The sequence below is a fragment of the Bradyrhizobium genomosp. I (2014) genome, from assembly GCF_000261685.1.
GTDB lineage: Bacteria > Pseudomonadota > Alphaproteobacteria > Rhizobiales > Xanthobacteraceae > Bradyrhizobium.
Window position 1 is genome coordinate 1 of sequence record NZ_AJQE01000379.1, and the last position, 22,654, is coordinate 22,654.

General features: G+C 65.9%; 20 protein-coding genes and 1 pseudogene. 10 read left to right on the forward strand and 11 right to left on the reverse strand.

The genetic code is table 11. The features are described 5' to 3' along the window. From IC50_RS39555 to IC50_RS33255, 3 genes and pseudogenes are all read left to right on the forward strand, one after another. A pseudogene (locus tag IC50_RS39555) lies at window positions 1-170 on the forward strand (leucyl aminopeptidase); the annotation flags it as partial. A 6-nt stretch (window positions 171-176) separates the two neighbouring features. Then, entirely contained in the window at window positions 177-629 is a 453-nt protein-coding gene (locus IC50_RS33250; protein WP_035715383.1) for a DNA polymerase III subunit chi, read from the forward strand. A 164-nt stretch (window positions 630-793) separates the two neighbouring features. Continuing rightward, window positions 794-1,279, forward strand: coding sequence for a hypothetical protein (locus tag IC50_RS33255; protein WP_081492576.1), 486 nt, complete (start codon window positions 794-796; stop codon window positions 1,277-1,279). 163 nt (window positions 1,280-1,442) lie between these two features. Here IC50_RS33255 and IC50_RS33260 read toward each other — a convergent pair whose 3' ends face one another. Continuing rightward, entirely contained in the window at window positions 1,443-3,302 is a 1,860-nt protein-coding gene (locus IC50_RS33260; protein WP_035715385.1) for an ABC-F family ATP-binding cassette domain-containing protein, read from the reverse strand. A gap of 520 nt (window positions 3,303-3,822) precedes the next feature. Continuing rightward, on the reverse strand, window positions 3,823-4,074 hold the full coding sequence (locus IC50_RS33270) for a hypothetical protein (RefSeq protein WP_035715387.1): 252 nt from the start codon (window positions 4,072-4,074) through the stop codon (window positions 3,823-3,825). Between the two features lie 314 nt (window positions 4,075-4,388). Here IC50_RS33270 and ndk point away from each other — a divergent pair, with 314 nt between their 5' ends. The 3 genes from ndk to IC50_RS33285 all read left to right on the forward strand — a co-directional run bounded on the left by ndk (window position 4,389) and on the right by IC50_RS33285 (window position 8,268). After that, the gene (gene ndk / locus IC50_RS33275) at window positions 4,389-4,811 is read left to right on the forward strand and encodes a nucleoside-diphosphate kinase (RefSeq protein ID WP_035715388.1); all 423 of its coding nucleotides are present in this window, start codon (window positions 4,389-4,391) and stop codon (window positions 4,809-4,811) included. A 45-nt stretch (window positions 4,812-4,856) separates the two neighbouring features. Beyond that, entirely contained in the window at window positions 4,857-5,717 is an 861-nt protein-coding gene (locus tag IC50_RS33280; RefSeq protein ID WP_035715390.1) for a TerC family protein, read from the forward strand. 505 nt (window positions 5,718-6,222) lie between these two features. Beyond that, window positions 6,223-8,268: a TonB-dependent receptor gene (locus IC50_RS33285; protein ID WP_193374180.1), complete on the forward strand. Its 2,046-nt coding sequence runs from the start codon at window positions 6,223-6,225 to the stop codon at window positions 8,266-8,268. A gap of 7 nt (window positions 8,269-8,275) precedes the next feature. Here IC50_RS33285 and IC50_RS33290 read toward each other — a convergent pair whose 3' ends face one another. From IC50_RS33290 to IC50_RS33315, 5 genes are all read right to left on the reverse strand, one after another. Beyond that, complete coding sequence (locus IC50_RS33290) at window positions 8,276-8,587, reverse strand: DUF3240 family protein (protein ID WP_035715391.1); 312 nt, start codon at window positions 8,585-8,587, stop codon at window positions 8,276-8,278. Continuing rightward, window positions 8,584-11,658: an efflux RND transporter permease subunit gene (locus tag IC50_RS33295; protein ID WP_035715393.1), complete on the reverse strand. Its 3,075-nt coding sequence runs from the start codon at window positions 11,656-11,658 to the stop codon at window positions 8,584-8,586. The genes IC50_RS33290 and IC50_RS33295 overlap by 4 nt, the downstream gene beginning before the upstream one ends. Next, window positions 11,659-12,693, reverse strand: a complete 1,035-nt coding sequence (locus IC50_RS33300) for an efflux RND transporter periplasmic adaptor subunit (RefSeq protein WP_440588158.1) — start codon at window positions 12,691-12,693, stop codon at window positions 11,659-11,661. Between the two features lie 329 nt (window positions 12,694-13,022). Next, window positions 13,023-13,586 carry a cytochrome b/b6 domain-containing protein gene (locus IC50_RS33310; protein WP_035715400.1) on the reverse strand — a complete coding sequence of 188 codons (564 nt, stop codon included), beginning with the start codon at window positions 13,584-13,586 and terminating at the stop codon, window positions 13,023-13,025. An 11-nt stretch (window positions 13,587-13,597) separates the two neighbouring features. Then, window positions 13,598-13,873 (reverse strand): PepSY domain-containing protein, encoded by a 276-nt coding sequence (locus tag IC50_RS33315; RefSeq protein WP_035715402.1) that lies wholly within the window; start codon window positions 13,871-13,873, stop codon window positions 13,598-13,600. Between the two features lie 171 nt (window positions 13,874-14,044). Here IC50_RS33315 and IC50_RS33320 point away from each other — a divergent pair, with 171 nt between their 5' ends. The 3 genes from IC50_RS33320 to IC50_RS33330 are packed head-to-tail and all read left to right on the forward strand — an operon-like array spanning window position 14,045 to window position 16,373. After that, window positions 14,045-14,332, forward strand: a complete 288-nt coding sequence (locus IC50_RS33320; protein ID WP_244429699.1) for a PepSY domain-containing protein — start codon at window positions 14,045-14,047, stop codon at window positions 14,330-14,332. Further along, window positions 14,332-14,997, forward strand: a complete 666-nt coding sequence (locus tag IC50_RS33325; RefSeq protein WP_035715405.1) for a response regulator transcription factor — start codon at window positions 14,332-14,334, stop codon at window positions 14,995-14,997. Before IC50_RS33320 ends, IC50_RS33325 begins: the two co-directional genes overlap by 1 nt. Continuing rightward, the gene (locus IC50_RS33330) at window positions 14,994-16,373 is read left to right on the forward strand and encodes a sensor histidine kinase (protein WP_050991174.1); all 1,380 of its coding nucleotides are present in this window, start codon (window positions 14,994-14,996) and stop codon (window positions 16,371-16,373) included. The genes IC50_RS33325 and IC50_RS33330 overlap by 4 nt, the downstream gene beginning before the upstream one ends. A gap of 27 nt (window positions 16,374-16,400) precedes the next feature. On the opposite strand, the gene ppx is transcribed toward IC50_RS33330, so the two are convergent. The 4 genes from ppx to IC50_RS33350 all read right to left on the reverse strand — a co-directional run bounded on the left by ppx (window position 16,401) and on the right by IC50_RS33350 (window position 21,626). Beyond that, window positions 16,401-17,903 carry an exopolyphosphatase gene (gene ppx / locus IC50_RS33335; protein WP_035715407.1) on the reverse strand — a complete coding sequence of 501 codons (1,503 nt, stop codon included), beginning with the start codon at window positions 17,901-17,903 and terminating at the stop codon, window positions 16,401-16,403. A gap of 15 nt (window positions 17,904-17,918) precedes the next feature. Continuing rightward, window positions 17,919-20,111 (reverse strand): RNA degradosome polyphosphate kinase, encoded by a 2,193-nt coding sequence (locus tag IC50_RS33340; RefSeq protein ID WP_035715425.1) that lies wholly within the window; start codon window positions 20,109-20,111, stop codon window positions 17,919-17,921. A gap of 155 nt (window positions 20,112-20,266) precedes the next feature. After that, window positions 20,267-20,944, reverse strand: coding sequence for a DnaA ATPase domain-containing protein (locus IC50_RS33345; protein WP_035715410.1), 678 nt, complete (start codon window positions 20,942-20,944; stop codon window positions 20,267-20,269). Between the two features lie 139 nt (window positions 20,945-21,083). Further along, window positions 21,084-21,626, reverse strand: coding sequence for a CDP-alcohol phosphatidyltransferase family protein (locus IC50_RS33350; RefSeq protein WP_035715412.1), 543 nt, complete (start codon window positions 21,624-21,626; stop codon window positions 21,084-21,086). A gap of 156 nt (window positions 21,627-21,782) precedes the next feature. Between IC50_RS33350 and purM the strand changes: the two genes are divergently transcribed. Beyond that, the coding region (gene purM, locus IC50_RS33355; protein ID WP_035715415.1) for a phosphoribosylformylglycinamidine cyclo-ligase at window positions 21,783-22,654 on the forward strand (872 nt) is incomplete at its 3' end.

The following is a 22,654-nucleotide window of genomic DNA, read 5'->3' on the forward strand; positions in this document are numbered from 1 at the left end:
CCGCAGCGCAATTCCTCCAGCGCTTCGTCGACGGCACGCCTTGGGCGCATCTCGACATCGCAGGCACCGCCATGGGCGCGCCGAAGACCGACATCAACCAGAGCTGGGGAAGCGGCTATGGCGTTCGCCTGCTCGATCGCCTGGTCTCCGACCACTACGAGCGCAAATGACCTGAGATGACTGAAGTCCTGTTCTACCATCTGCAAAACATGACGGTGGAGAATGTGTTGCCGCCGCTTCTCGAGAAATCGCTCGAGCGCGGCTGGCGCGTCGTGGTGCAGTCGAGCTCGGAGGAGCGCGCCGATGCGCTCGACGCGCATTTGTGGACCTATCGCGACGATTCCTTCCTGCCGCACGCGACATGGCGGGGGACCGACGCCGCCGATCAGCCGATCGTGCTGGCGATCGAAGGAGGCAATCCCAACGGTGCGAATGTCCGCTTTCTGATCGACAATGCCGCGTTGCCGGAGGACTCACAGGGCTACGAGCGCATGGTGCTGCTGTTCAACGGCGACGATCCGGACGCGCTTGCGCTCGCCCGCACGGCCTGGACGGATTGCAAGGCGAGGGGGTTTGATGTCACCTATTGGCAGGCCGATGAACGGGGCCGGTGGCAGAAGCGGAATTAGGGTCGCTCGCAATTAATGATAATTTGCACTTTTCGGGCGACGCTGGCTTCGGCCACCTTCGTGCCGCAAAGGGATGTTGGGACAATCGTTTAGGGCAGGTCCTTCACGCGGGGAATTAGTTTATCGTGCGACATCAAAGGCTTCCCGGCTCGATCATGATTGCGTTGGCTGCCGTAGCACCGCTGGTCGCGGGCTGTTCGGGCGGGACCGATCTGTTGTCGAAAGACGCCGAATGGTTCCAGAGACCCGGCCGTCTCTTCATCAAGAACATCTCTATCGAATCGCCCCCGCTCACGCCTGACAAGCCGGTGGGGCCTGAGGACCTCGTCAGCGCCGACGGCGCCTGTCCCGGCATGGCGCCGCCTCCCGGGCCGGCCGATGCCAACGCCTCGACGACGGCTCCCGCTCCGATGGGCGGCACGGTCGCGCTCGGCCACACCGAGTGCGACGTGGTGCGTGGCATCGGCGCGCCCTCGAGCGTCAACCTGTCCAACGACGCCATCGGCCGCCGCGTCGCCGTGGTGACCTGGACCACCGGTCCGCGCGCCGGCATCTACACCTTCACCTCCGGCCGCCTGTCCTCGATCGAGGGCAATCCCGAGCCGCCGCCGGCGCCGAAGGCGGTGAAGCCGAAGAAGAAGCACGCGTAGGCGGATCGGCCGCTATCGAGGGACGCATGTCCGGACGCTGCGCAGCGCGTGAGCGATGCGCTGCTGAGCCGGGGCCGAGGAGCCGCATGCACGCTGACGCGTGGGTTCCGGCTCGGCGTCGCGTCATTTCATGCCACGCCGCGTCCGGGACACGAGAGCTCAGCTACCCCGTCGCCTCGTCGAACTGCGTGCTCGCCTCCAGCCATTGCTCCTCCGCCCGCGCCAGCGCATCGGCGGCATTGGCGCGCGCTTTCGACAATTGCGCGGCCTGCTTGGGATCGCGCGTGAAAATGTCGGGCAAAGCGAGGGCGGTGTCGATCTTGGTGATGATCTCGCTGACGCGGGCGATCTCGGCTTCGGCATCCGCGATGCGCTTCTTCAGCGAGCCGCGATTGTCCGATCTTGCGCGCTGCGGCTTCTCGCTCGCAGCACTGCGCTCGCGCGGGGCTTCCGCGTTGCGTGTGGACAGCACCAGGCGGCGGTATTCGTCGAGGTCGCCGTCGTAATTGGTGACGGTGCGGTCGGCGACGATCCAGAGCCGGTCGGCGCAGGCCTCGATCAGATAGCGGTCGTGCGAGACCATGATCACCGCGCCGGGAAACTCGTTGATCGCTTCGGCCAAAGCGCCGCGGCTGTCGATGTCGAGATGGTTGGTCGGCTCGTCCAGGATGATCATGTTGGGGCCGAAGAAGGTCGCAAGGCCCAGCAGCAGCCGCGCCTTCTCGCCGCCCGACAATCTGCCTGCCTTGGTGTCGGCGGCCTTGCCGGAGAAGCCGATCGCGCCGGCGCGGGCCCGCACTTTCGCCTCCGGCGCATCGCCCATCAGCTTGCGGACATGGTCGTAGGCGGAGGCATCTTCATTCAGCTCGTCGAGCTGGTGCTGGGCGAAATAGGCGATCGACAGCTTGTCCGCGCGCGTTACCTTTCCGGAGAACGGCGCAAGGCGTCCGGCGAGCAGCTTGACGAGCGTCGACTTGCCGTTGCCGTTGGCGCCCAGCAACGCAATACGGTCGTCATTGTCGATGCGCAAGGTGACGCGATTGAGCACCGGGCTGTCCGGATCGTAGCCGACCGAGGCGTTGTCGACCGCGATGATCGGCGGCGACAGGATCTTCTCCGGCGCCGGAAAGCTGATCTCGCGCACGTCCTCGGTGACCAGCGCCGTGATCGGCTTCAGCCGCTCCAGCATCTTCACGCGCGATTGCGCCTGGCGCGCCTTGGAAGCCTTGGCCTTGAAGCGGTCGACGAAGGCCTGCAGGCGCGCACGCTCGGCCTCCTGGCGCTTGACCGCCTTGGCATCGAGCAGCTCGCGCGCGGCGCGCTGCTCCTCGAACGAGGAGTAGCTGCCCTTGTAGAGCGTGAGCTTGCCGCGCTCCAGATGCAGGATCTGGTCGACCGAGCTTTGCAGGAGGTCGCGGTCATGGCTGATCACGATCACCGTGCGCGGATAATGCGCGAGGTGATCCTCCAGCCACAGCGTGCCCTCGAGGTCGAGATAGTTGGTGGGCTCGTCGAGCAGCAGCAGGTCGGGGGCCGCGAACAGCGTGGCGGCGAGCGCGACGCGCATGCGCCAGCCGCCGGAGAATTCGGCGCAGGGCCGGAGCTGATCGGCGGCGGAGAAGCCGAGGCCGGAGAGAATCGCGGCGGCGCGACTCGGAGCCGAATGCGCGTCGATGTCGACGAGCCGGGTCTGGATCTCGGCGATCCGGTGTGGATCGGTCGCGTGCTCGGCCTCGGCGAGCAGCGCATCGCGTTCGAGATCGGCCTTGAGCACGACCGAGATCAGGCTCTCGGGACCGTTCGGCGCTTCCTGCGCGAGGCTGCCGATGCGCCAGCGCGGCGGCAGGGTCACCGAACCGTGCTCGGCCGCGAGCTCGCCGCGGATCACCTTGAACAGCGTCGACTTGCCGGTGCCGTTGCGCCCGACCAGGCCGACGCGTGATCCGGGCGTGATCTGCACGGAGCTCTGGTCGATCAAAAGACGTCCGGCGAGGCGGATGGAGAGGTCGGTGATAGCAAGCATGCGGCCTTGTCACCGCAGGCGGGATCAAACGCAACCCGTTTTTCCGTGGTCATGGTTCGAGCATGATCTCCGCGCAAACGCCTGCCGCGTTCGTCGCGCAGGCAAACCGCTGCACCTTTCCGGATCACGCGCCGGTCAGTGCGGCTCGCGCTCGCGCTGCCTCAATTCGTCGAGGAGCTGCTCGAGATGTGTTGGGAGGCGAGGTTCGGGCCGGAGGCTCTGCTGCAGCCGCTCGCCTACTGCGTCGCAAATCGAGCGGCTGGTGCGCCGGTCGATCTGTTCGCTGTCATCGGCAAGGAGGCTAGCCATCGGGGGTTCCGTGCTCTGAAAGTAAGGACACGGTACCAAGTCATTGGCGGCCAAATAGTTTCGCCAAGGGCAGGCAATGCCGGGCATTCTCGCAAAAATTGTATGAACGGCGCTTTTTCCGCTCAAGGCAAAGCCCCGGCGAGGGGAGCGCCGGGGCTTCTCTTGGAAGGTACCTGGGGGCCTAGGTACCTTTGGGAAGGTGCTGACGGGCTCAGTAGCAGCGGTTGATCAGCCGCCAGCGGGGTCCCCAGGGGGTCGGGACCAGCCGGCGCACATAGCAGCCGCCATAACCGTAGGAGACGGGAGCATGGAAGCGCGGGCCACCCCAGCCGTAGCCGTGGTGCCAGCCGCCGCCGCGCCAGCCCCAGCCGCCGCCATGCCAATGAGCGGAGGCCGAGGTCGGTGCCAGCGCGGCCCCCAGCGCGACCGCGGCGACAGCGGCAAGCGAAAGTTTCCTCAACATGGTGATCTCCTCGGTACTGCCGGCGCGGGGCTATCGCGCCGATGGGAAATGCCGCCGAAACGGTCGGCCTGATGATCAGGCTTCGGCTTCGATGGACCCGACCTTACGCCGGCGAAGCTGAACCGAACCCTGACGGCGGTTTCAGATTGGGTTCATCCGGGTGAAATTGTTGTCATCCATGCTGAAATTGGCAGCCCGTTCCTGCGGCGAAGCGCCTGTGCGGGCCGCATCGGCGGTCGCTTGCCGTCCGGCAAAGGCGCCGATATAAGCCCCGCAACCCCGAACCACCGCTTTCTTCCCAAGGACAAGACATTATGGCCATCGAACGCACTTTCTCGATCATCAAGCCCGACGCGACCGAGCGTAACCTGACCGGCGCGGTCAACGCCGTGATCGAGAAGGCGGGCCTGCGCATCGTCGCGCAGAAGCGCATCCGCATGACCAAGGAGCAGGCCGAGACCTTCTATGCCGTCCACAAGGCGCGCCCGTTCTTCGGCGAGCTGGTCGACTTCATGACTTCGGGTCCGGTCGTGGTGCAGGTTCTGGAAGGCGAGGGCGCGATCGCCAAGTACCGCGAGGTGATGGGCGCGACCGATCCAGCCAAGGCCGCCGAGGGCACCGTCCGCAAGCTCTACGCAAAGTCGATCGGCGAGAACTCCGTGCACGGCTCGGACGCACCGGAGACCGCCGCGATCGAGATCGCGCAGTTCTTCTCGGGCAACGAGATCGTCGGCTGATCCGTCAGGCGACAAGTTAGGACGACGGGGGCGAAAGGACGTATTGTGAGCTGGCTCTGGCAGATCTTCGATCCCGCTACGATCGGGGCATTCTTCACCCAGTTTCGCAATGAGATGGCCGAACCGACCTTCTGGATCGCGGTCGGCAAGATCATCTGGATCAACATCCTGCTCTCCGGCGACAACGCGCTCGTGATCGCGCTGGCCTGCCGCGGTCTCTCGCCGCGGCACCGGCTTTGGGGCATGATCTTCGGTGCCGGCGCAGCGGTGATGCTGCGGATCATCTTCACCGGCATCGTCGCCAGCCTGATGGGGCTGCCCTACCTCAAGCTGGCCGGAGGTCTCGCGCTGATCGTCATCGCGGCCAAGCTGCTGGTGCCGGAAAGCGAGGGCGAGGACGACGTCGAGTCGGGCGTGCATTTGTGGCACGCGATCCAGATCGTCGTGGTCGCCGACATCGTCATGAGTCTCGACAACGTCATTGCGGTCGCCGCCGCGGCCAATGGCAGTGCGCCGCTGTTGATCCTCGGCCTCGCCATCAGCGTTCCGCTGATCGTCGCCGGCGCCGCGCTGATCATGGCGCTGCTCGCAAAGCTGCCGGTCCTGGTCTGGGCCGGCGCGGCGCTGCTCGGCTGGATCGCGGGCGAGGTGATTGCAACCGATCCCGGCGTCGCGCCGCGGCTGCACGCGCTGTTCGAAGGTCCGCTCGGCACCTCGCTGGACAGCATGCTCGGCGCGCTGCGCATCCCGCCGCAGTTCGGCCATGGCGGCGGAGGCGGCGAATATCTCTGCGCCGTGCTCGGCGTTGCGGTCGTGCTGTTGGTCGGCTCGATCTGGCGCCGGCGCAGCATGACCCAGGCCGCGCTCGAATCGTCCGAGCACCACGCCAAGGCCTCGGCGAAGTAACTTCGACGGCCGCCGGTGCCTGCGCCGAACCCGCTGCAATCGACCGATGCAAAGCGGCATCGGTCAGCGTCGTGGCGTAGCGCTTCTCCCCATATTTAGATCTTGTCTTATTCTAAACCATTGAAAATAAAAGAACTTTCATTGACTCAATGACAGTTCCCGCGGCACGTCGCTCCGGTATTCATCCTAACGAACCGGAAGCTGCTGCGAGATGCCGTCGAGAGTCATTTGCCGTCCCATTGCCATTCTGGCGTCCACCGTCAAAGCGCTTCCGAGGTTCTCCAGCGCTACGGCATTCGTGGCCTCCGTGGTCTCCATCGCCTTGTTCAGTGACGGCCTCCTGCACGACGCCAATGCGCAAAGCGCTGCGGCGGGGACGGAGCAGGGGGCTACGTTGCCGCCGGTAACCGTCACCGCAGATGCGCCAAAGCCGCGCGGACGTCCACGATCCAATCCCGGCCGAAGGGCGGGCCGTCAAACCGCGCCCGCGAATGAGCGGGCCAGGATGCAGGCGGAAGCGACCCCCAATGTTGCGAGGCCCGGAGCGCTCCCGCCGTCCTACGCAGGCGGGCAGGTGGCCCGCGGCGGACAGGTCGGCTTGCTCGGCAACAAGGATTTCATGGATACGCCGTTCAACATCACGAGCTACACGGCGAAGAAGATCGAAGATCAACAGGCCGTCACGGTTGCCGACGTCGTCAGCAACGATCCATCGGTGCGCTTCACCGGCCAGACCGGCGGCATCCTCGACTCGTTCTTCATCCGGGGCTTTCCGATCGGCGAGGGCAATGTCGGAGAAATTGCCTTCAACGGCGTCTATGGCGTTGCGCCGAACTACCGTGTGTTCACCGACTACGTCGAGCGCATCGAAATCATCAAAGGCCCGACGGCGCTGCTTTACGGCATGGCGCCGAACAGCAGCGTCGGCGGCACCATCAACATCGTGCCGAAGCGCGCCGGTGACGTCGACCTCACGCGGGTCACGACCGACTATGCGACGAGCTCCCAGCTCGGCACCCATGTCGACGTGAGCCGACGGTTCGGCGAGAACCGCGAATTCGGCATCCGCGTCAACGGCAGCTATCACAATGGCGATACACCGCTGGATAATCAGACGCGGGAGGCGCATGTCGGCTCCGCAGCGTTCGACTATCGCGGCGAGAAATTCAGAGCTTCGCTCGACTTCATCGATCAGGAAGAAAAGTTCGACGCGCCCACGAGGCCGTTCCTGGTCGCAACGGGCGTCGCCGTCCCGACCGCGCCGGTCGGGCGGCGCAACGTCACGCAGGCCTGGGAGTGGGCCAAGGTTCACGACAATTCGCTGCTGGCGCGTGCCGAATACGACGTGACCGACTCCGTGACGGTGTTCGCCGACGCCGGTGGCGGCAGGACCCAGGTCGATCGTCTGTTCGGGACGCCGACGATCCTGAACGCGGCGGGCAACACCACGTCGACCCCGGGGCGGTTCAAATTCGACATCGACAGGAACGTGGCCGACGTCGGCCTTCGCGCCCGGTTCGACACCGCAGCGATCAGTCACGCCGTGACCTTCCAGGGCAGCTATTACATGGACGAGGTTTCGCGCGGCTCGGTGAACGGCACGCCGGTGCTGTCCAACATCTATGCGCCGATCGCTCGTCCCCAGCAGCTCGTTCCGGCTCCCGCGACCGTGCCGAAGCTGTCGGACACCCAGCTGACCGGCCTTGCGCTGGCCGACACCATGTCGGTTTTCCAGGAGCGCCTTCAGCTGACCCTCGGCGTAAGGCAACAGGGCGTCAAGTCGAACAACTACAACACCACCACGGGAGCCGTGACCTCCGCCTACGACCAGACGGCATACACGCCGATGGTCGGCGTGGTCGTCAAGCCCTGGAGCAACGTTTCATTGTACGCCAACTACATCGAAGGGCTCAGCAAGGGCGATACCGCTCCGAACACGGCGGCCAATCAAGGCGAGGTCCTTGCGCCGTATTTCAGCAAGCAGAAGGAAGCAGGCGTCAAGGTCGACTTCGGCCCGCTCGCAACCACGGTCAGCCTGTTCGAGATCACCAAGCCGTCGGGACAGCTGGGGGCCGGCAATGTGTTCGGGGCCGACGCCGAGCAGCGCAATCGCGGCGTGGAGTTCACCGTGTTCGGAGAAGTGCAGCCGGGCATTCGCGTCCTCGGCGGCGTGACGTTGATCGACGCTGAGTTGACCAAGACGAGCACGTTGTCCGAGCTAGGCAAGACGCCGATCGGAGTGCCGGAGGTGCAGGCCAATCTGTCCGCCGAATGGGACACCCCGTTCGTTCCCGGGCTGACGCTGGTCGCAAATACCATCTATACCGGGCACCAATATCTAAATCGGGCAAACACACAGGTTGTTCCGGCCTGGACCAGGCTCGACCTGGGCGCGCGCTACAATACGCGGATCAACAACCGGCCTGTCACGTTCCGGGCCCTGGTCCAGAACGTCTTCGACACCAATTACTGGGCCGGCGTGGCGAGTTTCTCGGCGGTGGCGCAAGGCGCGCCACGAACCTTGCTCCTGTCGATGTCGACGGACTTTTGAGGTTGTTTCAATCGATCGTCCCGAATTCCGTCACGGGCATGGTCCAATAGACGAGCCTGGTTCCGGCAAATGAAACCCGCAGACGGTCGAGCAGGCTGCTTGCGTCCTTCCCCGCCAGGATCATCTGCACGGCGGTCTGATCGGCGTGGCCCTTCACGTGTTCGGCGGCCGTCTGCAATCGAACCTCTGCGCCGTGACCGGATCCTTGCGAGGCCGTGAATCCCGAAACGAGGTCGTTCTGCTCGGTGAGATAGTCGAACACCTCCTCGCGCAACTGACGCGGCACGATCAGCGTGAGACAGACCGGCTGGTCGGTCATTTCGCCCCCTTCGACGTTCCGCCATAGCGGCGATACAGGATCGGCAGGAGAATCAAGGTGAGGAGGGTGGAGGACAACAGCCCTCCGATCACGACGACCGCAAGCGGTCGCTGCACTTCGGACCCTGGCCCGGATGCGAACAGCAGCGGGATCAAGCCCAGCGCCGTGATGCTCGCCGTCATCAGCACCGGCCGAAGCCTGCGCATGGCACCTTCGACGACGATACGATGCTCGCTCAGCCCATGGGCGCGGAGCTGGTTGAAGTAGGACACCAGAACGACGCCGTTGAGCACGGCGATGCCGAGCAGCGCGATGAATCCGACCGAGGCGGGCACCGAGAGGTACTCACCCGTCAGGACCAGGGCGAAGACGCCCCCGATCAGCGCGAAGGGAATGTTGACCAGCACCAGCAAGGCCTGCCGGATGGCGCCGAACGTCGTGAAGAGCAGCAGGAAGATGAGACCGATCGCGACCGGGACCACGATGGACAGCCGTGCGGCGGCGCGCTGCTGGTTCTCGAACTGCCCGCCCCACGTCAGCCGGTAGCCGTTCGGGAGCGGAAGTTCGGTTGCAACCTTCTGGCGGGCCGCTTCGACGAAGCCGACCATGTCGCGGCCACGGACGTTGGCGCGAACGACGCTCATGCGCGCGCCATCTTCGCGGTCGATCTTCACCGGCCCGTCCACGCGCTGGATTCGCGCGACCTGCGACAGCGCGACATGCTGTCCGGACGCGAGCGTCAGCGGCAGGCTCGCCAGCAGCGTCGGCGCCTCCCGCGTCGTCTCGCTGCCGCGGACGAGAATCGGCGTCCGCCGTCCCTCCTCGAGCGCCGTCCCGATGGTTCGGCCCTCGATCTGGGTACGGAGCGAGTTGACGATCGAATCCACGGTCAGGCCGAGGCGGCCGGCCTCCATGCGATTGACCGCAACCGTGTAGTATTGAGCGCCTTCGTTCAGCGTGGTGTAGACGTCCTCGGCGCCGTCGATGCTGGACAGGATGGCCGACAGCTTGGCCGCGGCTTCGTTCAGCCTGGCGATGTCGGGACCGAAGATCTTGACCGCGACGTCGCCACGCACGCCGCTGATCATCTCCTGCACGCGCATGTCGATGGGTTGGGTGAAGCTGAGCGAGATACCCGGAAAGCCGGTCAGGACCTCGCGTAGCTTCTGCAGCAGGGCCTCGCGATTGTCGGTCTGCCTCTCGGCGGCGGGCTTGAGCACGAGGAACGTGTCGGTCTGGTTGGGGCCCATGGGATCGAGGCCGAGCTCGTCCGACCCGGTTCGCGCGACGATGCCGGCAATATCAGGCACGGCCAGAAGTGCCTTCTGGAGCCTCGCATTCATGGCAAGCGACTCGTCGAGATTGACGGAAGGCAACGTCTCCACGCTGACGATGACGTCGCCTTCGTCCATCGTCGGCATGAAGGTCTTGCCGAGCCTGGTATAGGCGAAGCCCGCGGCGACCAGGCCGATCAGCGCCGCAGCCATCACCTTGCGCTCGTTCCGCAGGGCCCAGTCCAGCGCGGGCGCGTAGACCCGTTGCGCCGCCCGGACCAGCATGGGATCGCGATGCGACCCAGACTTGAGCACATAGGAGGTCATCACCGGGATCACGGTGAGCGCCAGCAGCAGTGAACCGGTGAGCGCGAAGATGATGGCGAGCGCGACGGGGATGAACAGCTTCCCCTCCAATCCCTGCAGCGTCAGCAGGGGAATGAACACGATGATGATGATGAGGACGCCCGAGGCCACCGGCTCCAGGACTTCGCAGACCGACCGGTACACCAGATGGATCAGCGGAGCGGTCCTGCCCGGTTCGTGCTTGCCGAGATTGCCGACGATGTTCTCGACCACGACGACCAGCGCGTCGATCAACATGCCGATCGCGATCGCAAGTCCGCCGAGGCTCATCAGGTTGGCCGACATCCCGACCACGCGCATGACGATCAATGCGATGACGATGGCCAGCGGCAGGCTGAGAGCGATCACCAGCGAGGCCCGCCAGTTGCCGAGGAAAAGCAGCAGGAGGACGATGACGAGGGCGGTGGCCTCGCCGAGCGCTCGCACCACGGTGCCGACCGCGCGGTTGACCAGGCGGCTGCGGTCATAGAACACGTTGATGGAGACGCTCTTCGGCAGCGACGGCTGCAGCTCGGCGAGCCGGGCGCGCACGTCGCGGACGAGCTGACCGGCGTTGGCGCCGCGCAAGCCGAGGACGAGCCCCTCGACCGTCTCGCCGCTGCCGTCCGACGTGACTGCGCCATAGCGGGTCAGCGTCCCGACTTTGACGCTCGCGACGTCGTTGACCAGGATCGGCACGCCCTCGCGGGTGTCGACCACGATGGCCTTGATGTCTTCCACCGAGCGGATGCTCCCCTCGATCCGGACCAGGGCGCTGTCCTCGCCCTGGTTCACCCGTCCGGCACCGTCGTTCCGGCTGTTGGCTTCGATGGCCCGGCGAAACACGTCGTAGGAAATGCCGCGCGCGGCAAGCGCATCGTTGCGCGGCACGATCTCGAAGGCGCGGACGTAACCGCCGAGCGCATTGACGTCCGCAACGCCGGGGACCGTCCGCAGGGCGGGGCGGATCACCCAATCCAGCAAGGTCCGGCGCTCGGCGAGCGAAAGCGCGGGACTGTCGATCGTGAACATGAACATTTCGCCCAGCGGGCTCGTGATCGGCGCCAGCCCTCCGCTGACCCCGTCGGGGAAATCACGCGCGATGTTCGATAGCCGCTCCGAAACCTGGTTGCGCGCCCAGTAGATGTCGGTGCCGTCCTCGAAATCGACGGTGATGTCGGCCAGCGCATATTTCGTGGTCGAGCGAAGGATCTTCTTGTTCGGCAATCCGAGCAGTTCGAGCTCGACGGGAACCGTGATGCGCTGCTCGACCTCCTCGGGCGTTAGGCCCGGCGCCTTCATGATGATCTTGACCTGAACCGGTGAGACGTCGGGAAAGGCGTCGATCGGCAGGCCGGGCAGCAGGATGGCGCCGGCGCCCACCAGCAGCAACACGCTCAGCAGGACGAACAGTCGCTGCGAAAGCGCGAACGCGACGAGGCGCCGGAGCATCTATTGCCCCAGTCCCGAGAGAATGCCGCGAAGCGCCGAGATGCCGCCGATCGCGATCTCGTCCTGGTCCGTGATGGGACCGGACACGACGACATGGTCCTGATCTTCCGCAACCAGCCTGACCGGGACCAGCCGGAAGCCGCCGGCTATGGCGGCGAACACCGAGGTCCGTTCGCCCCGCCGCACCAGCCCGCTGTAGGGAATCTCCCACGCGCTTTCGCCGGCGGAGAGAAAGCCGATGCGGGCAGCGGCGGTCTGACCGGGATGCAGCTCTCCGTCGTTGGGGATTTCCGCACGAACCAAAATGGTCTGGGTTGCAGGGTCGATGGTCTCGGAGACCAGAACGACCTTGCCAGGTGTGGGATAGCCCTCGATCTCGACCTTCGCGCCGGTGTGGATTGCTCGAATATTGGCTGCGGGAACCGCGATTTCCGCCCATAGCGGCGAAAGCCGCGCCAGCTTGACGAGGGGCGCGGATTGTTCGAGCCGCTGCCCCGGCGATACCGTGACCTCGACGACGGATGCGGTTTGCGGCGCGTTGACCGTGAGCGCTGCGCTGATCGCCGCTTCCTGGGCCAGCCGGGAGATGGCATCGTCGGACATCCCGCTCAGATGCAGCATCTGACGCCGCTCGGCGACCACGAGAGCGGCCTGGCGCGCTTCGGCCTGGCTGGCCTCCAGCACGCGCTGCGGCACGGCCTTGCCCTCGAACAGATCGACGTTCCGCTTCAGCTGCTGGCTGGCGAGATGCTCCTGGGCGATCGCGTGCAGGTAGTCGCGCTGCTGGGAGACGAAACTTGGACTTTCGAGCGTGACCAGCGGCTGGCCGGCCGAGGCGCGATCACCGCGCCCGACGAGGAGAGTGGCGACCATGCCGGCCACCGGCGCGCTGACGACCCACATTTGCGGCGTGGGGATCACGATCTGGACGGGATATGGCAGCGTCAGGTCGGTCCGGATCGCGACCGGGTGGGTCACCCGCACTCCGAGATTCCGCGCCTGCGCATCGCTCAGCTTCAGCTCGTCCTGCGCCATCGATACGGAAGGCGGCAGGCTCAATGCAATGGCGAAGAGCGCACGAGCGAGCACGCCCCCGGAAGAGGTGAGAGGGAGAGTTCTGCGACGGATTCGCATGAAGAATGACCCCCACCCGGAGGAGAGCGAAGCGTTGATCGATTGCAGGTTTCGACTACTCCACCGGCGCGTCGATGGGTTGATTTGCCTCAAGCGGGCCAGCCTTCGTGGAGGGCGGCTCGCCGTTCGTGGAGCGTTTCGGTTGATCTCGGTTAATTGCTTCATAGCCGTAGAGGCCAAGCTGTCTTCGCGCCTTTTGGAAAGGCGGCAGTCAGGCCAATCACCCTCGCTCACGATGGACGCTTCCTTCCAGTGATCATCGCCTTCACCAGACTCTCGCGATGCTCGAAGCTCGCCACCAGGACGCCAAGCACATGGACGACGATGAGCCCGATCGTGAGATTGGCGAACGCCTCATGCACCTCCTCCACCCATTTCGCCCCCCAGAAGGTGCCGGTCGTCATCATGTAGCCGGTCGTGCACGTGCCGATCAGCGTGACGATCAGCGCCACGACCATGGCGCCGCCGGCGGGATTGTGACCGAGATGGCGCGGTGCCCTGAGCATCGCCACGTCGCGCATGTAGGCGAGCACGGCGCGTGGCGAACGCACGAAGTCGCTGAAGCGCGCATGGCGCGGTCCCACGAAGCCCCACACGATCCGTAGCGCAACCAACCCGGCAATCGTGTAGCCGGCGGCGACATGGACATTCTCCATCTCGTCACCGGTCGCATAAGCGAGCAGAAACAGCCCGGCCAGCGACCAATGGAACACGCGCACGAAAGGATCCCAGACCTTGACCGCAGCCGGCGGCTTCTCGCTGGCGGCTACGGTCGTGTCGTGAATGGCGCTCATGGTGCAGCCCCTTACAGCTGACCGACGATCTGGCCGCTGGTCGGATCGACGAACAATTCGACCCGGCTGCCGGACTTGTCGATCGTGTAGAGTTCGCCACAGGCATTCTTGAGCTTGGCCTTCTGAACCTTGTAGCCTTGGGCTTCGATCCTGGCCTGCAGTTGTTCGAGCGGCAGCCAGTTCGTCTGTGGCGCTGCGGTGCAGGGGCGGCCGAGGCTGCCGGCATGAGCTGTTGGGGCAATTGCAAGCAAGGCGGCGGTGGCGGTGATGATGGTGGTCTTGCGCATGGTTCTCTCCGGCGTGTGGCCCCCGCCGCGTCATGCGGGGAGGCGATGCGCGGACATTGGCAAAAGAGCCCTGACCGGCGCCTGTTGATCCACGTCAGCAATTTGTCAGGTTGATTGGGGCATTCTCTGCCGATGCGATCCCCCGGTTTTCTGGAATTCCTCGCGGTGCCGCTGCTGGCAGGCGTCCTGCTCGCGCCGGTGCCTGCGGCCGCAGGCGACCACGATAGAGGCGCGCCCGACGCGGTTCGCCGCGCAGTCGAGGCGGGCGAGATCAAGTCGCTCGCCGACATCCTCGCGTCCCTTCGTGGCAAGCTGCCGGGCCAAATTGCCGGCGTCGAGATAGAGCGCGAGCGTGGCCGCTGGATCTACGAGTTTCGCGTCGTCGACGACAAGGGCCGCCTCTACGAAGCGTACGTGGATGCGCGCAGCGGCGAGATTGAACGCATCAAGGAGAAGTGATGCGCCTGCTGCTGGTGGAGGACGACCGACGGATCGCGGCCGATCTGGAGAGGGCGCTGCGCGCGGCCGGCTATGTGGTCGAGACCGTCCGCAACGGCGAGGAAGCCTGGTTCCGCGGTGACACCGAGGACTACGGCGCCGTCGTCCTCGATCTCGGCTTGCCCGGCATGGACGGTCTGGCGGTCCTCAAGCGCTGGCGCGCGAACGGACGTTCCATGCCGGTGCTGATCCTGACGGCGCGCGGCAGCTGGGCCGAGCGCGTCGACGGTATCGACGCGGGCGCCGACGACTATCTGCCCAAGCCGTTCCGCATGGAGGAGTTGCTGGCGCGGCTGCGCTCGATCGTGCGCCGCTCGGCGGGGCATGCCTCCCCACGGATTGTCGTCGGCGACGTCGAACTCGACGAGCGTCAGATGAAGGTGACGCTGCGCGGCGTGCCCGTCGCGTTGTCGCCGCTGGAATACCGCCTGATCGCCTTTCTCCTGCACCATCGCGGCCGCGTGGTGTCGCAGCAAGAGCTCGACGAAAACGTCTACGGGCACGGCGAGGAGCGCGAATCGAACGCGCTCGAAGTGCTGGTCGGCCGGGTGCGCAGGAAGCTCGGTTCCGATCTGATCGAGACCAGGCGCGGCTTCGGCTACCTGGTACCGGAGACGACGCCATGAGCTGGGGCTCGCTGCGGCTGCGTCTGGTCGCTGGCGGCCTCGTAGCTATCCTGATCGCGCTGACGATTGCCGGCGCCGGGTTGACGCTGCTGTTCGAGCGCCACGTCACGCGCACCATCGGCGACGACCTCGACGTCTATCTGAAGCAGCTCGTCGCGGGGATCGACGCCGATGCGCAGGGCAAGCTGGTGGTCGGCCGGCCGCCGGCCGATCCGCGTTTTGCCGATCCACTTTCGGGCTTGTACTGGCAGGTATCAGACGACGGCGGTCAGCTGCTGCGCTCACGTTCGCTATGGGACACGGCGCTGGACCTGCCGCAGGACGAGCCGTCGCCTCGCGAATTGCACCATCACGTCATCGCCGGGCCCGGGAACGCGCGGCTCCTGGTCAGTGAGCGCCGCGTGCTGCTCACCATCGGGGACCGCCGTGCGCCGGTGCGCGTCGCTGTGGCGGCCGATCTCGCCCGGGTGTCGGCCGCCGCCTCGCAATTCGCCCGGGAGCTGGCGCTGGCGCTCGGCGTGCTGGGGCTGGTGCTCGCGGCGGCCACCTCGATCCAGGTCGGACTGGGCCTGCGTCCGCTCGACGCCCTTCGCCGCGGCGTCGCGGACGTCCGCTCCGGACAACGCAAGCATCTTCCCGTCGATGTCCCTGCCGAGGTCAAGCCTCTGGTGGAAGAGGTGAACAGCCTGATCGACGCCCAGGAACGCGAGATCGAGCGTTCGCGCAGCCGTGCCGCTGATTTGGCGCATGGGCTGAAGACCCCGCTCGCCGCACTCTCGGCCGATGTCGCGCTCTTGCGTCAGCGAGGCGAGCAGGACGTCGCCCAGGCAATCGAAGCCGTCGGCGAAACGATGAGCCGTCACGTCGATCGCGAGCTGGCACGCGCCCGGGCGCGGGGGACGGCACGACAGCGCGGCGGTATTGCTACGCCCCTCAGACCGCTTGTCCGGTCCCTGATGCTTACGCTGGCGCGCACGCCCGCTGCGCAGCGGCTGAAATTCGAGACCTGCATAACGGGCGAACCAAGCGTGCCGCTCGATCGCACCGATCTGGCCGAAGTGCTGGGCAATCTCCTGGAAAATGCCGCCCGTCACGCCAAGAGCCGGGTGCGTATCGGCGCCGATGCCACCGCGAATCCGGCGATCTCCGTCGAGGACGACGGCGCGGGAATCGCGCCCGCAGAACGCGTCCGCGTGCTCGAGCGCGGGGTCAGGCTGGATGAGCGCGGTGAAGGTGCCGGCCTTGGCCTCGCGATCGTTCAGGACGTGCTCAGTGCCTATGGGTGGCAGCTCGTTCTCACCGGCTCCGAACTCGGCGGACTGAAAGCCATCGTCGCGCCAAAGGACAGCCGCGATCGGATCGCTGCTGCTGGTTGAAGACCCAACCGGCCCTGTCGCTGTCTGTCAGCGCCGCACGATCGAGCCGGCGCGGCCAATCAGGCGGGCGAGCTGACGGAAGCGGCTGCCGACCCGGTCGGCGACGAGGTCGCCGAGCCGGTGTTCGAACACCAGCATCAATTTGCGTCCCTGGCTGCGGAAATGCGTGGCGGGCAAGACGCCCGGTCGCGCTGCCGAGATCAGATGGGCGACGCGGAACGCTGCCCCCAGGAGGCGGGCGCGTTCGAGTTGCGCCGGCGTCAGCAGCTCCTGCATGGTGGCCGGCGGCTGGTTTTCCTCGCTCAGGCCGGCATAGCGATAGAACACGGACAGGCCGACGAAGGCGCGCTCGGTGTGGGTGATCGCGCCGAAATTGCCGTTGACGACGAGGCTCAGCGTCTGCTCGCCGCGATGGTCGGGATGCACGCGCCAGCCGATGTCGGACAGCAGGCATGCGGTGTGGCGCAAGCGGCGGTCCTCGTCGCTTTCGCGCAGCTTCACGACGCGCGCGAGGCGGTCGGTCCATGCGATCAGCTCGCGGGCGTGTTTCGCAGAGCGTGACAGCAACTGGTTCAGCTCCTCAGCCGCGCAGATCAGCCCGTCCTTGTTGCGTTCGGTCTCCGCCAGCTTCTCGTGCAGGAGGCCCTCGCGCACGCCGAAGGTCGAGAACACGATGTTCCTCGGTTTTGCAACGCGGATGATGTGCTCGAGCACAAGCGCTGCATAGGTGAGGAGAGGGCGGCGCGCGTCGGCGACGATCTCGATGTCGGCGAGCATGTCGGCGGCAGCGAGGCGCCGGAGACGGCGCGAGAAGTCGAGCGCCTCGGCGGCCGAAATCGAATAGCCGTGCATCACCTGGAGCGGGTAGCCGCTCTGGATGATGTGGATGCGCGCGAGCGCGCGCCAGGTGCCGCCGACGGCATAGAAGGCGCGGCCACGGCCTGCGGTGAGCTGCGGCACCTCATCGAGCTCCTCGCGCACGATGCGATCGGCCCGCTTGAGCGATTTGTGCGCGAGATCCTGGAGCGCGAGGCCGCCGAGCGGCAGCGTCACGCCGCTGCGTACGGCGTTCTTGCGCACGTCGATCAGCTCGAGCGAGCCGCCGCCGAGGTCACCGACGATGCCGTCGGGAAGGTGGATGCCGGAGATCACGCCGAGTGCCGACAGCCGGGCCTCGCGCGGACCCGACAGGATCTCGATCTTCACCGCGCAGATCCGCTCGGCCTTGGCGATGAAGTCGGCGCCGTTGGAAGCGTCGCGACAGGCCGCGGTCGCGATCGCGAACACGCGCCCGACCTGCATCACGCGGCACAATGCGCGGAAGCGCTTCAGCGAGGTCAGCGCCTTGTCGACGGCGTCGGGCGCGAGCAGACCCGTGCTCTGCACCTCGCGCCCGAGGCCGCACAGCGTCTTCTCGTTGAAGATCGGGATCAGGCTCCGCGACAGTCCCTCGTAGACGACGAGACGGACCGAGTTGGAGCCGATGTCGATAACCGCGACGGTCGAGCCGCGCTTGCGCGGCCGCTTCACGTCGCAAACCCCCGATCAGGATTGATGGCGTTCGTTCCGGCGCGTGAGACGACGCGGCGAGGATTCCTTGAGCGACTTTCCACGGCCAGACAGACTCGGATTTGTCATGAAGTAGTTGTGGACGTTGAAAGGCTCCTCGCCCTTCGCGGCCTTCATACGCGTTGAGGACCCATCCGGCAACAACTGCCAGCTCTGCTCATTATCCTTCAGGTTCGCGACCATGATCTGTTCGAGAACCTGCTGATGCACCGTCGGATTTTGCAACGGACACAGCACCTCGACGCGGCGATCGAGGTTGCGTGGCATCATGTCGGCGGACGAGATATACACAGCCGCTTTCGCGCTCGGCAGTCCCTGGCCCATGCCGAAGCAGTAGATTCGGCCGTGTTCCAGGAAGCGTCCGATGATCGACTTGACCCGGATGTTCTCCGACAGGCCGGGAATGCCGGGCCTGAGGCAACAGATGCCGCGCACCACGAGCTCGACCTGGACGCCGGCCTGGGAGGCCTCGTAGAGCGCGTCGATGATGTCGGGGTCGACCAGCGCGTTCATCTTCATCCAGACCGCGCCGGTCCGGCCGTGCCGCGCATGCGCGGTCTCGCCTTGAATGTGCTCGATGATGCGCTGGCGCAGCGTCAGCGGCGACACCGCCATCTTCTCCAGATCGCTCGGCGCGGCATAGCCGGTGATGAAATTGAACACGCGAGCGGCATCGCGGCCGATGGTCGGATCGGAGGTGAAGTAGGAGAGGTCGGTGTAGATGCGCGCGGTGACCGGGTGATAATTGCCGGTGCCGGTATGGACGTAAGTCGTGAGGCTGCCGCCCTCGCGGCGCACCACCATCGAGAGCTTCGCGTGCGTCTTCAATTCGAGGAAGCCGTAGACGACCTGGACGCCGGCGCGTTCGAGGTCGCGCGCCCAGCGGATGTTGGCTTCTTCGTCGAACCGCGCCTTCAGCTCGATCAACGCCGTGACGGATTTGCCGGCTTCGGCGGCTTCAGCGAGCGCGCGCACGATCGGCGAGTTGTTGGAGGTGCGGTAGAGCGTCTGCTTGATCGCGACGACGTCGGGGTCGCGCGTCGCCTGCTGCAGGAACTGCACCACGACGTCGAAGGATTCGTAGGGGTGATGGACCACGAGGTCCTTCTGCCGGATCGCGGCAAAGATGTCGCCGCCATGCTCGCGGACGCGCTCGGGATGGCGCGGCACGTAAGGGGTGAATTCGAGGTCGGGGCGGTCGAGGCGGGTGAGCTGCGAGAGCTCGTTCATCGCCTGCACACCGTCGACCAGGAAGACCTCGTCGTCGGCCGCCGACAGCGCGTGCTGCACGAAGCTGCGCAGCTCCTCCGGCATCTTGGCGTCGATCTCGAGCCGGATCACCGACCCGCGGCGGCGGCGCTTGAGCGCCGTTTCGAACAGGCGGACGAGGTCTTCCGCCTCTTCCTCGATTTCGAGCTCGGAGTCGCGGATGATCCGGAACGCGCCCTGGCCGTGCAGATTGTAGCCGGGGAATAGGCGGTTGATGAACAGGGCGGTCGCCTGCTCCAGCGAGATCAGCCGGACCACCTTGCCGTCGGCCGGCAGGCGGATGAAGCGGTCGATCTTGCCGGGCATGCGGATCAGCGCGTTCATCTGCTTGCCGTCGGCCGCGCGCGTGAGCTGGAGCGCGATGGTGAAGCCGAGGCTCGGGATGAACGGGAAGGGGTGGGCGGGATCGATCGCGAGCGGCGTCAGCAGCGGGAATACGTTGTTGAGGAAATAGTCCTCGATCCAGGTCCGTTCCGCCTTGGTGACGTCCTTGCCGTCGACCAGCACGATGTCGACGTCGGCCAGCGTGCCGCGAAGGTCGCGCCAGATCGCCTGCTGGTCGGAGGCAAGCCGGGAGACGGTCCGGTTGATCAGCGCGAGCTGCTCCGACGGCGTCAGGCCATCGGGGCTGCGTTCGGCAATGCCCTCGCGCACCTGGGCCTTGATGCCGGCGACGCGGACCATGAAGAACTCGTCAAGGTTATTCGCCGAAATCGACAGGAACCGCACCCGCTCCAGCACGGGGTGGCTGGGATTGACCGATTCCTCCAGGACGCGGCGGTTGAAATGCAGCCAGGACAGCTCGCGGTTGATGAACCGTTCGGGGCTGGATGCGATCGCCGGCAAGCCCTCAGTTTCAGGGGCTTTTTCTTTCGTTTCAACAGCTTGCGCAGAGTCCATCAGAAGTCGGTCCATCCTGTCTCGCCTCACTTTGCGACTTAAGCGCAAAACCCCGGGGAGCATGTGTTACAGCGATGACGTTTCGATGACATTGATGTTCCGCCGCCGCGCCGCGTCAAGACGGGCCTCGGCGGCTTTGGGAGCCAGCGGGTCGATCAGACGTCCCGGAGCAACTCGGCGGCCAGCGCCCGGGTGACGGGGCGGCCGAGCCGCAGGGCTTCGCTGTCGAGCAGCTCCACGGCCTGCCGGGCGGCGGCCGAGGAGCGCTCCAGGCGGGTGGCGAGGTAGCCCACCACGCTCTCGTCCACGGTCAGCTGGCGGTCGGCGCAGAATTTGACGATCAGGCCGCGGAAGAGCTGGTCGTCGGGGGGCAGCAGAGCGACCACCGGAATGGCACGCAGACGCGAGCGCAGGTCGCGAAGCTCGATCGCCAGCGCGGCCGGCGCCTCGCGTCCGGTGAGGAGGATGTAGGCGCCGTCTTCGCGGGCGAGGTTCATCAGGTGGAAGAGGGCGCGCTCGTCGAAATTCCCGGCCTTGAGATCTTCGACCACCAGCGCGCCGGTGGCGAGCGCGCCCGGTACGCCTGCCGCGGTCAGTGCATTGGCCGTCGTCGAGCGGGCGCCCGATACCTCGGCCCAGATCGCGGCGAGATGACTCTTGCCGGTTCCTTCCGGGCCCGCCAGCCACATGATCCGGTTCGGCCATTCCGGCCAGCTGTCGATCAGGCCGAGACCGGCCGCATTGGCGGGGCCTTCGAGGAAGTTGTCCCGGCTCAGGCTCTCCGCATGCGGAAGTGAAAACGCCAATTGTCGGGGATGGACGCGGCCTGCCACGCTTGCTTTGCTCCATGCCGGCGCGCCGGCCCGTTTGAAGAGAGGTTCGACTTGATCGTGCCGGACTTGATCGTGCGGGACTCAATCATGCAGGACTTGATCATGCAGGACTTGGCCTTTTGCGGGGCCGCATCCCGGCTCATTTGGCCTCGATCGTACTCATGTGCCGCAGCCACTCGACGAGATAGAGCGACACGGAGGAGAGCGTGAAGACCGTGACGAGGCCCATCAGGATGACATCATAAGGTGCCGGTTTGAAGCCGAAGGCAAGCGCCGCCAGCACCAGCGCCGCGAACGCCACCTGTGCCACAGTGTTGAGCTTGGACACCTTCGACGGCCTCATCTCGACGGGCCGGTCGAACAGCCAGGATACGATCACGGCGGCCACGATCATGATGTCGCGCGAAACCACCAGGATCACGATCCAGCGCGGGATCGCGCCCCAGATGCCGAGCGCCATGTAGATCGAGACCAGCAGCGCCTTGTCCGCGAGGGGGTCGAGCAGGGCGCCGAGCTCGCTCGTCATGTTGAAACGCTTGGCCAAAAAGCCGTCCACGGCATCGCTGATGCCGGCGATCAGGAAGACGGCGAACGCCACCTCCATTTGGCTCGACACGATGGCCCAGACGATGATCGGGACCAGCATGATGCGGCCCAGAGTAATGATGTTCGGAATACTCACGAAAGCGCTTCCCGGCACCCGGCCTGACCTCGAATCCGGCCCCCTCGGGAGGCTGAACCGGTTGATATCTACATAGTATAGGGCGGAGCACCATGCGAGCCATTGCGCGTCCCCGGAATTCGACGTAACCAGCCGCAAACCCACTGGAAATCGGGCATGACCGATCGCAAAAACGGCCTCACTTACGCCGATTCTGGCGTCGATATCGACGCGGGCAACCGCCTCGTCGACCTGATCAAGCCGATGGTGCGCGCCACCGCAAGGCCGGGCGCCGACGCCGAAATCGGCGGCTTCGGCGGCCTGTTCGACCTCAAGGCGGCCGGCTTCAAGGACCCGGTCCTGGTCGCCGCGACCGACGGTGTCGGCACCAAGGTCAAGATCGCGATCGAAACCGGCTTGCATGGCGGCATCGGCATCGACCTCGTTGCCATGAGCGTCAATGACCTCGTGGTACAGGGCGCCGAGCCGCTGTTTTTCCTGGATTATTTCGCCTGCGGCAAGCTCGACCCCGAGGCCACCGCCGCGATCGTCGCGGGCGTTGCGGAGGGATGCCGCGAATCCGGCTGCGCCCTGATCGGCGGCGAGACCGCCGAGATGCCCGGCCTCTACAAGGACGGCGACTATGATCTGGGCGGCTTCGCCGTCGGCGCTGCAGAGCGCGGCACGCTGCTGCCGCGCAAGGACATCGCGGCGGGCGACGCCGTGATTGGCCTCGCCTCGTCCGGCGTGCATTCCAACGGCTTCTCGCTGGTGCGCAAGATCGTGGAACAATCCGGTCTCGGCTTCGGGGCGCAGGCGCCGTTCGCGCCCGTGATGACGCTCGGCGGCGCACTGCTGACGCCGACGCGGCTCTACGTCAAATCCTGCCTGCGCGCGATCCGCGAGACCGGCGCGGTGAAGGGGCTCGCCCACATCACCGGCGGCGGCTTCACCGACAACATCCCGCGCGTGCTGCCGAAGGATCTGGGCGTCGGGATCGATCTGGCGCGCCTGCCGGTGCTGCCGGTGTTCAAGTGGCTGGGGGGGGC